The organism is Bacillus cereus group sp. MYBKT111-2 (assembly GCF_051915205.1).
Taxonomy (GTDB): Bacteria; Bacillota; Bacilli; order Bacillales; family Bacillaceae_G; genus Bacillus_A; species Bacillus_A paranthracis.
Genome location: NZ_JBQAEG010000016.1, coordinates 36,813 through 51,198, shown reverse-complemented (window position 1 = coordinate 51,198; position 14,386 = coordinate 36,813). Strand labels below are relative to the sequence as shown.

Below are 14,386 nucleotides of genomic sequence, written 5' to 3'. Positions count from 1 at the left end.
GTTCATCCTGAGCCAGGATCAAACTCTCCAATAAAGTTAGTTTGTCTAGCATCTAAAATAAAAATTGACGTTTCACGTTGTTTGTTTCGTTCAGTTTTCAAAGAACTTGTCCGTCGCTCAGAAGCGACTTCATCATATTAACATCTTCATTTTCCGATGTCAACTAAGTTTTAAAATTTCTTTTTTGTCGTTTTCTACGTTTCCGCATCAGCGACGTTTATTAATATACCATCATGGTTTTTAAATAACAAGTGTTTTTTATAAAAAAACAAAAAAATTATCTATCCTCCTTTCTTCTATAGTAAAACCTTTTATTCTCTCTACTGAAAATAAGTATTTTGATTGTATACCAATACACTCTAATTAACCAAACTGCCTTTCATAATCCCTCCCACCTTTTCATTCTCTTCTACATTAAAGTCCACATTTAAAAAGAAAATAGCTTCGCCACTTCCTAATAATGCGCACATGTTGATTTTTTGTCCCTCCACACAAATCATTACTAATTGAAAGAACCGGTTGTTGGCAGATAGCTCCACCCCAACCGAATTCGAGGTGAGAATTTTATCGTCCGACCAACGGCGGGATAGATAACGAAATTCCAACGAAACATCAACTTAAGATTATTGTTAGAATTTTTTTACATTTAATTAATGAAAAATATCCATTTTTTGTTATATAGTAAGAAAGGACGTACTCAACTATAAATAACCCAATGGAGGAATTACTTTATGGATAGGTTAACAAAGTTTTCATTAAAAAACCGCGCCGCTGTTATCATCATGGTTTTTCTCATTTCCATACTCGGTGTTTATTCCGGCTCTAAATTACCTATGGAATTTTTACCCAGCATCGATAATCCCGCAGTCACCGTCACAACCTTATCTCCAGGACTCGACGCCGAAGCAATGACAAAAGAAGTAACCGATCCCCTTGAAAAACAATTTCGCAACTTAGAACACATTGACAACATCACCTCTTCTACTCACGAAGGATTATCACGCATCGATATCGCGTATACATCCAAAGCAAATATGAAAGATGCCACACGTGAAGTTGAAAAGGCCATTAATACAATTAAATTACCTAAAGATGCAACGAAACCGATAGTTAGCCAATTAAATACTTCTATGATTCCACTCGCTCAAATTGCAATCCAAAAGCAAAACGGATTTTCAAAAGCAGATGAAAAACAAATCGAAAAGGAAATCGTACCACAACTCGAAAGCATTGATGGCGTTGCCAATGTTATGTTTTTCGGAAAATCAACTTCTGAATTATCTATTATACTAGATCCAAGCCAATTAAAAGATAAAAGCGTAACAACGGAACAAATATTAAAGGTTTTACAAGGAAAAGAAACTTCCACTCCAGCGGGAGCTGTTACCGTTAATAAAGAAGAATATAACCTTCGTGTCATCGGGGATATAAAAAATGTAGATGACATTAAAAACATCACTGTTGCACCTCAAGTTAAATTACAAGATGTTGCTCAAATTGAACTTAAACAACACTATGACACAATCTCACATATAAATGGCGAAGAAGGCACTGGATTAATCATCATGAAAGAGCCAAGTAAAAACGCAGTTGCAATTGGAAAAGAAATCGATAAAAAAATTAAAGATATAAGTAAACAATATAAAGATCAGTTTTCTATTAAACTTTTAGCATCAACTCATGAACAAGTTGAAAATGCTGTTACTAGCATGGGAAAAGAAGTAATCCTTGGAGCAATTGCTGCAACTCTAATTATCTTAATCTTTTTACGCAATTTCCGAACGACACTCATCGCTGTTGTCAGTATTCCATTATCTATTTTATTAACACTCTTTTTACTACACCAATCTAACATCACACTTAACACTCTAACACTTGGTGGTTTAGCCGTTGCAGTTGGACGTCTCGTCGATGATAGCATCGTTGTCATTGAGAATATTTTCCGCCGGTTACAAAAGGAATCTTTCTCTAAAGATATTATTCTCGATGCAACGAAAGAGGTCGCCGTCGCAATTACTTCTTCCACCTTAACAACGGTCGCTGTTTTTTTACCTATCGGCCTCGTATCAGGAGTAATCGGAAAATTAATGTTACCTATGGTATTAGCGGTCGTATATTCTATACTATCGTCCTTAATCGTTGCACTAACAGTTGTTCCACTTATGGCTTTTTTACTACTCAAAAAAACAAAACACAAAAAGCCAAGTTCTTCACCACGATATGCGGCTACATTAAAGTGGTCTCTTTCGCATAAATTCATTATTCTACTTACTTCTTTTTTATTATTCGCAGGATCGATTGCTGCCTATGTATTACTACCGAAAGCGAATATAAAATCTGAAGACGACACAATGTTATCTATTAATATGACTTTCCCAGCTGATTACGCTCCTGAAACACAAAAACAAAAAGCCTTTGATTTCGAAAAGAAGCTACTTTCTAATTCAGATGTAACGGATGTTATTTTACGAATGGGATCTAGCGCAGAAGATGCACAATGGGGGCAAACGACCAAAAATAATCTCGCAAGTATATTGGTAGTCTTTAAAAAAGGTTCTGATATTGATCAGTATATTAAAGAGTTAAAGAAAGAACATAAAACTTTTGAACCCGCTGAACTTGATTATATAAAAATGAGTTATTCAAGCTCTGGCGGCGGCAATAATTTGCAATTCAACGTAACAGCCACTAACGAAACGAATTTAAAAGAGGCTGCTACTATCGTCGAAACAAAACTAAAAGATATGAATGATCTTTCTAAAGTAAAAACGAATTTAGAAGACTCTAAGAAAGAATGGCAAATCCATGTTGATCAAACAAAGGCCGAACAACTAGGATTAACACCAGAATTAGCAGCTCAACAAGTAGCATTCCTTATGAAGAAATCACCTATTGGTGAAGTTTCAATCAATAACGAAAAAACTACTATTATGATAGAACATAAAAAAGAAAGCATTACGAAACAAGAAGACATTTTAAACACAAACATACTATCACCTATTAATGGACCAATTCCTTTAAAAGACATTGCAACTATTTCAGAAAAACAACTTCAAACAGAAGTCTTCCATAAAGATGGAAAAGAAACCATTCAAATTACCGCAGAAGCTTCAAATGAAGATTTAAGTAAGGTAAGCGCAGAAGTGAACAAAGCGATAGCCGACTTAGATTTACCTAGCGGAGCCAAAGTAAATATCGCAGGCGCCACTGAATCTATGCAAGAGAACTTCACAGATTTATTCAAGATTATGGGGATTGCAATCGGGATTGTATATTTAATTATGGTTATTACCTTTGGGCAGGCGCGTGCTCCTTTTGCAATCTTGTTCTCCTTGCCATTAGCTGCTGTCGGCGGTATTTTAGGATTAATCATTTCAGGAACACCAGTTGATGTAAATTCCTTGATCGGCGCATTAATGTTAATCGGGATTGTCGTTACAAACGCTATCGTATTAATAGAAAGAGTACAACAAAACCGAGAACACGGTATGGAAACGAGAGAGGCCTTACTTGAAGCAGGTTCCACTAGATTACGCCCAATTATTATGACAGCTATTACAACAATCGTCGCTATGCTACCACTCCTATTTGGTCAATCACAAGCAGGAAGTATGGTATCGAAAAGTTTGGCAGTCGTTGTCATCGGCGGTTTAGCAGTCTCAACTGTCCTTACATTAGTAGTCGTTCCTGTAATGTATGAACTATTAGATAAAATCGGGAGAAAAAGACGCTCTCGTAGAAAAATAAATACTTCTACAGAAACACCTGATATTTAAACGAAAAAGCGTTATCTTCACGAATGAAGATAACGCTTTTTTCTCTACCTACTCATATAATTCATCATTTTTTCTGCATACCGCTCTAGAGGTTCACTAGAATTCACAATAAGATATTCACTATTTAGAGGTCTTTTACTACCATTTAACCACTTTTTAAAAGCTACTTCCGACTCTACCTTTTCAATTTGACTGACCAGACGCTTACGTGTTTGTAGTCTCATATTAATCTCTTCCATATCATTCAGATAACACTCAATATATTTATATTTCACACCATGTTTATTAGACAGCTTAATTCCTTTTTCAACCATCCCTTCATATAAAGTGAAACTTTAATCAGTGGGGTTTGTTCATCCCCACTGATTATTAGTTGAACCAATCGGGCTTTTACGGGCAGTTAATCCCCCACCTAACTTCTTTGCTTTCGCTGAATTTTGAGGTGGGGGTCTTACTGCCCGTTAAATGCGGGATAGACATGGACTATCCAATATCACACTATGTCCTTGTTCTAAATATGAATCAATCAGCGCCCATTCAGCATCATACGCAAGTCCACCAATAATCGTTGATTCAATACCTTTCACTTCTAGTGATCTTAACAATGCTGATTTCAAAACGTCATGATCTACAATTATAGCACCTGTTAACTCCCCTATATACTTAGAAACTGTAGATTTTCCCGATCCTGGAAAACCTGACATTTGCAGAAAAAACAAATTAAACCCACTCCCTCATTTTCATCTTTTTATCCCACTATTTGTGAGCAGTAAAACCCCACTGTTTAAAATTTCACTTTATCTATATAACGAATTACAAATTCAACAATCGCTATACCTTTTCCTTCTATATTAAAACGCAAAAAGAACCCCCTACTTATAAATAGAGAGTTCTTCTTTATAACTTATGCCGCTTTTACCTTCTTCGTCGTTTTACTTTTTCTTTTCGCTCCTGTAAAACGTTTGTGCAATATAGATGCTACTAAGCGTGAAATAACATTGAATAGCAATACCATAATAATTAATACAGCTGCAGACTTTGTCGCAATTAACTTCGCATCCGGAATAATTCCTTCAGAATTTAACTTCCAAATGTGAACCGCTAACGTTTCAGCTGGTCTAAATGGGTTTAAAGGATGAGCAGGACTTGAGAAGTCCGCTGCTGAATTTAAAATTGGAGATGTTAAACCCGCTGTATAAATTAATGCCGCCGCTTCACCAAATATACGACCTGCCGCTAAAATAACACCTGTAATAATTTGTGGTAGTGACGATGGAATAATAATACGAGTGATCGTTTGCCACTTTGTTGCACCTAATCCAAGACTCGCCTCTTTCACATTAGAAGGAACCTCTGAAATCGCATTTTCACAAACACGAGTTAAACCTGGCAAGTTTAAAATTGTTAAAGCAAGGGCACCACCCATTACTGTGTATCCCCATCCTGTCATTGTAACGAACACTAACAAACCGAATAAACCAACAACAATAGAAGGTAAAGATGCCATTGTCTCAATACATAAACGAACAAAGTTTAAAAAACGTCCTTGTTTTGCATACTCTGCTAAATATATTCCAGCGCCTAATCCGAGAGGAATAGATATAATAAGCGTTATAACAAGCATATAGAAAGAATTGAATAACTGCGGACCAATCCCACCACCAGCTCTTGTATTACTTGGTTCTCCAAACAAGAAATTAGGATCCCAAAAACCCCATCCCTTTTGTAAAATCTCAAACACTAAGAACACTAGTAAAGCTACAACTAAAGCCGCAACCGCATAAAAGATACCTGTCCAAACTTTATTTACCGTTCTTGCATTCATTATTATCGCTCACCTCTTTGCCCAATTGCTCGAATTACTAAAATAAACAGGAATGAAATAACAAGTAAAATCATTGCTAAAGTCCATAGCGCATTGTTCCAAGCAGTTCCGTTTAATGTATTTGTCATGTCCATTGTCAAAATACCAGTTAACGTTGCTGTCGGGCTATATATGCCTTCTGGTAATTTAACCGTATTCCCAATTACCATTTGAACCGCTAATGCTTCACCAAAAGCACGCGCTAAACCTAAAACAATACCTGTTAAAATCCCCTTTTTCGCAGCAGGAACAATCACTCGGCTAATCGCTTGCCATTTCGTTGATCCTAAACCATAAGAAGCTTCTAAATAATCAAATGGAACAGAGCGTATTGCATCAGAAGCGATACTAGCAATAGTAGGCAAAATCATTATACTTAATACAACAATACCTGCAATTAAACTAAAGCCCACTCCTCCAAACGAATCACGTAATAGCGGTACTAAAATTGTAACCCCTAATAATCCGTATACAACCGAAGGAATACCAACTAATAATTCTAAAACAGGCTTCAATACTTTATTTCCAAACTTCGGCGAAATTAAATTCATGAATATAGCAAGAGCTATAGCAATTGGCGCACTAATAATAACCGCACCTAACGAAACCACCGTTGAACCTACAATAAAAATTACAGCCCCGAAAGTTCCCTCATCAGCATTTGGACTCCATTTTGTCGATGTTAACATTTCAGTAAACGAGATACCACTTTGCGTAAATGATTGAATTCCTTTACCGCAAATAAATGCAATAATAGCTAATGTAACTAAAACAATAAAAATACCACAAAACGTAACAAGTGATCTTCCTATATATTCACTTTTCACGTAATTAATTTGTTTTTTCCCCTTCATCACAGGACAGACCCCACTTCATAAATTGAAATGAACAGGACTGGCCTTGCAGCCAGCCCCATAAATTTTATTACTTATTTAATTTAGACATTGGAATATAACCCATATCTTCTACTTGCTTTTCAAAATCTTTACCTTTTACATAGTCAATGTAAGCTTTTGTTGCTTCTTTTGCCTCACCTTTCGTTACCATGTACTCGTAAGACCAGAATGGATATTTACCAGACGCAATGTTTTCAACTTTTGGTTCAGCACCATCAATTTTCACTGTTTGTAGCGCACCTTTTTTCTCGCCAACCATGTAAGACATTGCTAAATAACTCACTGAACCTGGAGTAGAGTTAATCGCTTGTTCTACTGCACCGTTAGAATCTTGTGTAGTACCAGTTCCATCATTAATTTTCGCGTCTTTCATAATTGTTTTTTCAAATGTAGCACGTGTACCAGAAGAAGCTGGACGGTTAATTACGTTAATTTTTTCATCTTTCCCGCCTACCTCTTTCCAGTTTGTTACTTTTCCAGTGAAGATATCTTGTACTTGTTGTACTGTTAAATTATCAACTTTTACATCTTTATTTACGACAAGTGCGAATGCAATACCCGCTACCTTGTTATCTACTAATTCTTTCGCCTTATCAGCATCTTTTATTTTATCTGCAGATGGAACATCTGAGTTACCAATTTGGACCGCACCAGAAGCTACTTGGTTAATTCCAGTTCCACTACCGCCACCTTGCACTTGAATAGAAACGTTTGAATTTTTCTCCATAAATTTCTTTCCAGCTTCCTCTGCAAGAGGTTGAAGTGCTGTAGAGCCTGCAGCTGCTATTGTACCTGACAATTCTTGTTTTGCATTATCGCTTCCTTTAGCATCTTTACCTGACGTCTCTTCTGCTTTTCCACATCCCACTAATGAACCCGCTACCACTAAAGCTGCTAAAGAAAATTTAATACCCTTTTTCATGACCATGTCTTGTACCCCCATTTGGATTATCACTTTTCACATTTATCTACTTCTTTCGAACACAAATTCATTGTAGGACAATAATATTATGTGAGTGTTAAGCAATTTTTAATTTTAAGTAAATGACGATAATACCCCTTAAAAACTAGGAATCCCAACATTTATAGTTGAAGAACCCAACAAAATCCACACTAATTAGGCTGCAATGTAAATTTATTCTTAACAATGTAAATTCAATGTAAATATTTTTCACTCTTTTTTCCTTTTAGTTAAAGTTACATTTACAATTCCGTTGTATTTTGTTACTTTTACGCGCTTAATTTATGTACATTACACAGAATTTCAGTAATATTTTTTAGTACAACTAAATAAATTGGAACAATTCTAAAAATAAATGAATATTTTTAAAGTACCAATTGACAGCATCATCCAATGTAGTCTACTATATTACTAACAAAAAGTTTACCCAAGGAAACTTTTTAAACTTAAACTAACAATATAGAGATGAGGTAACTTTTATGGTATCGGCTAATAAAAAACCACTTTCCGAATTTAAGACTGGAGAGTTTGTACAAATTGAGAAGATACAATTAGAAGGAACTATGAAACGACGTTTATTAGATTTAGGATTTATCCCCGGCGCAACAATTAAAGTATTACAACGCAGCCCACTTGGAGATCCGGTCGCTTATCAAGTAAGCAACACAACTATCGCACTACGCAAGGAAGAAAGTTCCCTTATTTTCGGGGTATTAATAGGAGATGATTTCAGATGAGCAAATATCGCATTGCTTTAGCTGGCAACCCAAATACCGGGAAAAGTACATTATTTAATACTTTAACAGGTTTAAAACAACATACTGGAAACTGGACGGGAAAAACTGTTTTAAAAGCTGAAGGAGAATATGAACATAACGGTAGTAAATATACATTAATAGATTTACCTGGGACTTACTCACTATATTCAAATTCTGCGGATGAAGAAGTAGCAAGGGATTATATTATATTTGAAAAACCAGAAGTAACTGTAGTTGTTGTAGATGCAACAGCAATGGAAAGAAATTTAAATTTAGCACTTCAAGTGATGGAAATGACGAGTAACGTAGTCATTTGTATTAACTTAATTGATGAAGCTGAGAAAAAAGGCATCGTTATCGATGAAAAAAAATTAGCAAAATCACTTGGTGTACCTGTAGTTAAGATTTCCGCTCGTAACCGAGTAGGCATCGGTCATTTACTAAATGTCATTGCTAAAGTAGCAAATAAAAAGCTAATTCCAGCACCAATTAAAGTTACTTATAGTGAAAAAATCGAAAATATGATTCGAGAATTAGAACCACAAATTTATAAAGTATTCGGTGATACGTATCCAGCACGTTGGATTGCATTACGTATATTAGATGGAGATAAAAATTTCTTAACTGCACTTGAAAAACATCATAACGAACCACTTGTAAGGGAGGTCGTAATCAATGGAATCTCACTCAGCCAGTAAAGCTCTTCCATTAGACTATATTATTCAACACGCTCAAACACTTTCAAAAGAAGATATACGAGATGATATTGTCGGAGATATTTATCGAACATCTGCAAGCATCTGTAAAGAATCTGTTCAATATACAAATACGGATAAATTATATCGTTCTGAAAAACTAGATAAAATTTTCACATCTCCAATATGGGGATTCCCAATTATGCTCGGTATTTTATCTATCATTTTTTATCTTACAATCGCTGGTGCTAACGTACCATCTGATATGATTGCTGAGTTTTTCGGATGGGCCGAAGGATATTTAACTTCTTGGTTCCAAGCAGCACACGCACCTGAATGGTTACATGGCATTTTAATACTTGGTTTATTCCGTGGTATCGGTGCTGTTATTAGCGTTATGTTACCACCTATGGCCATCTTTTTCCCTATGTTCGCACTATTAGAAAACTATGGATACTTACCACGCGTTGCGTTTAATATGGACCGCTTATTCAAACGCTCTGGTGCACACGGTAAACAATCTTTAACAATGGCAATGGGATTCGGTTGTAACGCTGCAGCTATTATGTCAACACGTATTATTGAATCACCACGTGAACGTATGCTTGCAATCTTAACAAATAACTTCGTACCTTGTAACGGTCGCTGGCCTATGTTAATTTTAATGGCCTCATTATTTATGGCTGCTGGTTATACTGGTAATATGCAAACATTAGTTACTGCCGGCGTTGTAGTTGGAATGGTTGTAATTGGTATCGTTATGACATTAACTGTTTCTTGGGTACTATCAAAAACAGCTTTAAAAGGCGTTCCAACCCACTACACACTTGAGTTACCGCCTTACCGTAAGCCAAAGGTTTGGAATACAATTGTACGCGCAACACTCGATAAATCAGTTTATGTTTTAAAACGAGCTGTTGTTGTAGCTGCCCCTGCGGCTGCATTAACTTGGTTACTAGCTAATATTTTCATCGGTGACACAAGCTTACTTATGTATTTTGTAAATTTTCTAGATCCATTTGCTAAAATGTTAGGACTTGACGGCTTTATTCTAGCTGCGTTTATTCTTGGACTACCAGCGAATGAAATTGTTATCCCGATTTTATTAATGTCTTACTTATCAACCGGAGCTTTAACTGAAATAGATGATTTTAATCAAATTAAAAATTTATTCTTAGAAAATGGTTGGACTTGGTTAACAGCGTTAAACACAATGTTGTTCTCACTTCTTCATTTCCCATGCGGAACGACACTGGTTAACATATATAAAGAAACAAAAAGTGCAAAATGGACATTCTTATCGTTTGCAATCCCTACCGTTATCGCCATTGTTGTGACATTCCTCTCTACACAATTGGTACATTGGTTAGGGCTTGTATAAAGCAAAGCATACATAGAAGGTATCCCCCTTCACATATGCTTTGCACGAAAGAAACCTGAAATCATTCAGGTTTCTTTTTTTGCACATCAACATTCCAAGGCTGCGCTCCATACGTTGTGAGTTTCTTATGAATAAAGTATATAGCGCCTGGAAGAATCGCCATTAATATTGTGCAACTAATTCCTAATCCAGTAAACAACTTCCATCACCTTACTTCACTTTCTTTGGTAATGCTGAACCTGAATGTTCAATTGTTGGATCAACGTGAACATTAATTTCAGCATTACTAAAATAATTCTGGCCTTGATCCCAATTCTTACTAACTTTCTTCCACTCTTTATAATTATGCCTCTTATATACCTCTCCTAATTCCAATACATCTACCTTATATTTTTTTTGAACAAGCTGTATAGACTTTTCAATACGCTTCTTCATCTCCTTTGAAATCTCTTTCTTTAAAAACTTTTCATTCATCACTTGTTTTGGTTCATTAAAATGTAACTCAGCTAATATGCCTTCTGTGGACAAATGAATATCAAACTTCGGTTTTGTAGCATTTTCAGTAGACACTTGGATCTTTCGGCGCAACTTATGAATTTCATATGTAATGAGCTGATTCTTTTTACGAACAGTAAAGAAACCTCCAATTTTTTTACCTATTACATAGTTCATTCCTAATGTTTGTTCTCCATTCAAAGTTCCAACGCACTTATTATCCTTTCCACGGATCAATGCCGCTCCTTCCATTTGTACGCCTTGTTTAGTTAACCCTAAGAGAGGTAATGCAAAACTTCGATCTGCAATCATTTTCCCTTGTACTTCACCAATTCTCGCCGCCTCAATCATTTGAGCGTTTTTCGGAGGATGTTCAGCTAACATATCAATGTACTGCGCCGGTAAGTTTTCAGGTTTTGCACTCTGTTTTAAAATAGATTCTGCATTTTTCTTAGAAACGAACAAACGAATATTTCTTCTCATTTCATGGTCACGAAAATATACATCTAACGTATTTTGCAAAACATACGGATTTGCTAGTAATTCATCCGAAAAAATAATGACTTGTATATGCGGAAAAAATAATGTTCGACTAATTTTTTTAGCAATTATTCTTATTTGCTCAAAGACGCTATCTGCTTTCGCACTTACGTTAATATAATTTTCACTATCTCCATCGCCCTGTCCACCTTGTTGTGCTAACTTACTGGGAAGTACCATCTGATACGTCCCTTTCATAATCGGATTTGATTTCTTTTTCTTCACAATATCGTAAGCTGCGCCTACTACAAAGCCTCTTTCTTCTATTTCTTCTAGTTCAGAGCACCCACTTATAGATCCAACTAAAACCATAACCATTATAATTTTAAGAAGGTGTTTCATTTCTACCATTCCTTCTTTTTATTTTATATACAATAAAAACTAGCAAAGGAGCTAATACGACAAATCCCATATCTATCCACGCTAAATACGTTCCGTAACTTGATAACGTATTTAAATTACCCGGGAGCATATTCAGCATAAAAATCAGAGGCGCGCTTCCGAAAATAAAAATATGTTTCTTCACTTTCGGAAACATGGCACAAAATAATAAAGAGGCGACGTCATAATACATTGCTGTCGTGTTATAAATAGTAATAATCCAAGTCGTAAAAAAAATCGCGTCGAACCTTTCTAAAAATCCTCCACCAATTTCAATTTCTTTCCCTAATTCAATTGTCGGATATGTCAATCCACGTGTTGTCATATACGTAAAAACACTAATACAAGTTACATAAATTAAAATGTATGACAACACGTTTACCATCACAGCTTTTGCAACTGCCATCGGTGCTTTTTTCGCCGTCTTATCGTTTAACAAAACTGCATAAAACAGAGCTACCTCAAATCCAATAAATGTGAATATAGAATTTTTAACCCCAACAGCGTATTGACTTACTTCCGTTTGGAAAGCCGGAAACAAATTGTTTATTTCCATTAAATTTATATTTAATAAAGAAAGAAGCACTATTGCAATTAAAACAATAGGTAAGAACATAACATTTAATCGTAATAAAGCTGCTCTCGACCCTGCTATTCCATAGATAACAACTAATAAGAAGAAGAAAGATAGGAGCTGTACCGGCGTATCACTAAATAAATACGTTTGCGAAATAATTGCAATCATCCGCGATTCATATGCTGTCAAAGCCGCAAACGTCAATACTAAAATGCTACTAATTGTATATGCAACAGGCTTCGTCAAATGTATGCTTGTATATTGAACAAAGTTTTGTTTTGGAAATAAAATAGCCACCCTTGTTACAAACCAACCTAAAACTGCACATATTAATCCGCCCAAAAGCAAAATAATCCAACCATCTGAAAATAATGTTTGGTTTGCAATATCCCTTGGCATAGATAATGCGCCTATACCAATAATGGTCGATGATACCGCAAACCCAATTTCCCGAGATCCAATTTCTTCATCGCCATACTCAAATGGTTTCAATTATTCTCGCTCCTTTGGACGTACTGTAGAATCTTTTGTTTGTAAATATTCAGGTCTCTCTTTCAGCATTGATTTTGGCATGCGAATAAACTCTTCTTTCCAATCTTTATAAAATGCAGGAGCAATTGGAGTTGTATACGGTACACCAACACTTGTTAAATTTGTAATATGAACAGCAAGCGCAATAAGAGCTAGAATGATTCCATACAACCCAAAAGCCGTTGCTGCTAATACAAAGACGAAAAGTAAAATTCGAAACGTAATCGTAATGCTATATACAGGGAGAGAAAAGGTAGCAATAGCTGTAACCGCAATAATGATAACTAAAAATGGATTTACAATTCCTGCATTCACCGCTGCCTCTCCAATTACAAGACCACCTACAATCCCAATTGTTTGTCCCATCGGTTTCGGCAACCTAATTCCTGCTTCTCGTATTAACTCCATCGTTAATGCCATCATTAACGTTTCAATATAGGCAGGAAACGGAACACCTTCTCTTGCTCCAGCAATCGAATAAGCTAATTTAGAAGGAATAAGTCCTTGGTGATATGAGACGAGCGCTACATACATCGCTGGCATTAAAATCGCAATTATACCAGAACCCATCCTCAAAAATCTTAATAATGTTCCGATCACCCAGCGTTCATAATGATCTTCCACAGATTGAAAAATATCAACAAATACTAGCGGAGCTATAAGGGCAAACGGTGATCCATCCACCAAAATAGCTGCCTTTCCTTTCGCTAATGAGGCCACAATATTATCAGGCCTTTCCGTATTCAAAAACTGCGGAAACGGCGACAAATTATTATCTTGAATTAATTGCTCAATTGTACCCGTCTCAAAAACAACATCTGTCACTATGGATTGAAGACGCCGATCTAGCTCTTTTACAATGTAAGGATTAATAATGTCTTCTATATATACTAAAGTCACTTCTTTTTGAGATCTCTTTCCCATAATATAAGATTGAAATCTCAGCTTTGGGTCACGTAAACTACGGCGAATTAATACTTTATTCACGTTAATATCTTCATTTAATCCAATTCTCGGTCCACGTATTAAATCTTCTGTTACTGGCGGTTCTAAACTTCTTTTTTCCCAAGCTCTACTATTAATCACGATAGCGGTTTGAATATTATCAATTAATATAACTGTATCTCCCGCTAAAATCGCATTTATAATATCCGGCAACGTTGTCTTCTTGCCAACTTCTGCAATAGAAATAAAGCGATCCAATAATGTTTGAACAACAGCTTCGTCTTTTTGTATCTCTTCATATTGAAGTGTACGAACTACATATTTATAAACATTATCCTTATCTGTTAACCCACATAAAAAGACAACAGCACAGCGTGTAAAACTACCGGCAAGGGCAACTTCCCTAATTGTTAAATCATTCGGCGAACCTAACTCATCTCTAATTTCTTTCATAACTTCAAATAAGTTACCTTTTAGCTCTAACAAGTCCCCCACCTAACTTCCTTTTCAACAAGTTTTTAGTTAGATTCCGCTAATAGAAGAAAATATATACAAAAAAAGAGCTATCTCTTTTCAAAGATAGCTC

Annotated in this window: 12 protein-coding genes and 2 pseudogenes; 4 read left to right on the top strand and 10 right to left on the bottom strand. The window is 35.7% G+C overall.

The window, feature by feature from the left end; genetic code table 11:
* Positions 1–359: 359 nt before the first annotated feature.
* A complete protein-coding gene (locus tag ACTFNE_RS26635) occupies positions 360–605 on the bottom strand; it encodes a hypothetical protein (protein WP_141108656.1) in 246 nt (81 codons plus the stop codon).
* A 126-nt stretch (positions 606–731) separates the two neighbouring features.
* On the opposite strand from ACTFNE_RS26635, the gene ACTFNE_RS26630 reads away from it, so the two are divergent.
* Positions 732–3,776, top strand: coding sequence for an efflux RND transporter permease subunit (locus ACTFNE_RS26630; protein ID WP_046197140.1), 3,045 nt, complete (start codon positions 732–734; stop codon positions 3,774–3,776).
* A 44-nt stretch (positions 3,777–3,820) separates the two neighbouring features.
* On the opposite strand, the pseudogene ACTFNE_RS26625 reads toward ACTFNE_RS26630, so the two are convergent.
* The 5 genes and pseudogenes from ACTFNE_RS26625 to ACTFNE_RS26605 form a co-directional block, all read right to left on the bottom strand.
* Positions 3,821–4,102 (bottom strand): annotated as a pseudogene (locus ACTFNE_RS26625) (AAA family ATPase); the annotation flags it as partial.
* 150 nt (positions 4,103–4,252) lie between these two features.
* Positions 4,253–4,495: pseudogene (locus ACTFNE_RS26620) on the bottom strand (AAA family ATPase); the annotation flags it as partial.
* A 185-nt stretch (positions 4,496–4,680) separates the two neighbouring features.
* Complete coding sequence (gene pstA, locus ACTFNE_RS26615; protein WP_000994142.1) at positions 4,681–5,601, bottom strand: phosphate ABC transporter permease PstA; 921 nt, start codon at positions 5,599–5,601, stop codon at positions 4,681–4,683.
* A gap of 2 nt (positions 5,602–5,603) precedes the next feature.
* Positions 5,604–6,494, bottom strand: a complete 891-nt coding sequence (gene pstC / locus ACTFNE_RS26610; protein ID WP_000676680.1) for a phosphate ABC transporter permease subunit PstC — start codon at positions 6,492–6,494, stop codon at positions 5,604–5,606.
* A 70-nt stretch (positions 6,495–6,564) separates the two neighbouring features.
* Positions 6,565–7,464, bottom strand: a complete 900-nt coding sequence (locus tag ACTFNE_RS26605; RefSeq protein ID WP_000245119.1) for a phosphate ABC transporter substrate-binding protein PstS — start codon at positions 7,462–7,464, stop codon at positions 6,565–6,567.
* Between the two features lie 512 nt (positions 7,465–7,976).
* Here ACTFNE_RS26605 and ACTFNE_RS26600 point away from each other — a divergent pair.
* The 3 genes from ACTFNE_RS26600 to ACTFNE_RS26590 are packed head-to-tail and all read left to right on the top strand — an operon-like array spanning position 7,977 to position 10,331.
* Complete coding sequence (locus ACTFNE_RS26600; RefSeq protein ID WP_000252986.1) at positions 7,977–8,234, top strand: FeoA family protein; 258 nt, start codon at positions 7,977–7,979, stop codon at positions 8,232–8,234.
* Complete coding sequence (locus ACTFNE_RS26595; RefSeq protein WP_000049870.1) at positions 8,231–8,953, top strand: FeoB small GTPase domain-containing protein; 723 nt, start codon at positions 8,231–8,233, stop codon at positions 8,951–8,953. The genes ACTFNE_RS26600 and ACTFNE_RS26595 overlap by 4 nt, the downstream gene beginning before the upstream one ends.
* Positions 8,931–10,331: a nucleoside recognition domain-containing protein gene (locus ACTFNE_RS26590; RefSeq protein ID WP_046197141.1), complete on the top strand. Its 1,401-nt coding sequence runs from the start codon at positions 8,931–8,933 to the stop codon at positions 10,329–10,331. Before ACTFNE_RS26595 ends, ACTFNE_RS26590 begins: the two co-directional genes overlap by 23 nt.
* Positions 10,332–10,392: 61 nt before the next feature.
* On the opposite strand, the gene ACTFNE_RS26585 is transcribed toward ACTFNE_RS26590, so the two are convergent.
* From ACTFNE_RS26585 to gerLA, 4 genes are read right to left on the bottom strand one after another with little or no spacing between them, the layout of a single operon-like run.
* Entirely contained in the window at positions 10,393–10,530 is a 138-nt protein-coding gene (locus ACTFNE_RS26585) for a hypothetical protein (RefSeq protein WP_052737288.1), read from the bottom strand.
* 11 nt (positions 10,531–10,541) lie between these two features.
* The gene (gene gerLC, locus ACTFNE_RS26580; RefSeq protein ID WP_000681659.1) at positions 10,542–11,708 is read right to left on the bottom strand and encodes a spore germination protein GerLC; all 1,167 of its coding nucleotides are present in this window, start codon (positions 11,706–11,708) and stop codon (positions 10,542–10,544) included.
* Positions 11,692–12,816 (bottom strand): spore germination protein GerLB, encoded by a 1,125-nt coding sequence (gene gerLB, locus ACTFNE_RS26575; RefSeq protein WP_046197142.1) that lies wholly within the window; start codon positions 12,814–12,816, stop codon positions 11,692–11,694. The genes gerLC and gerLB overlap by 17 nt, the downstream gene beginning before the upstream one ends.
* Entirely contained in the window at positions 12,817–14,295 is a 1,479-nt protein-coding gene (gene gerLA, locus ACTFNE_RS26570) for a spore germination protein GerLA (protein WP_141108657.1), read from the bottom strand.
* Positions 14,296–14,386: the final 91 nt, after the last annotated feature.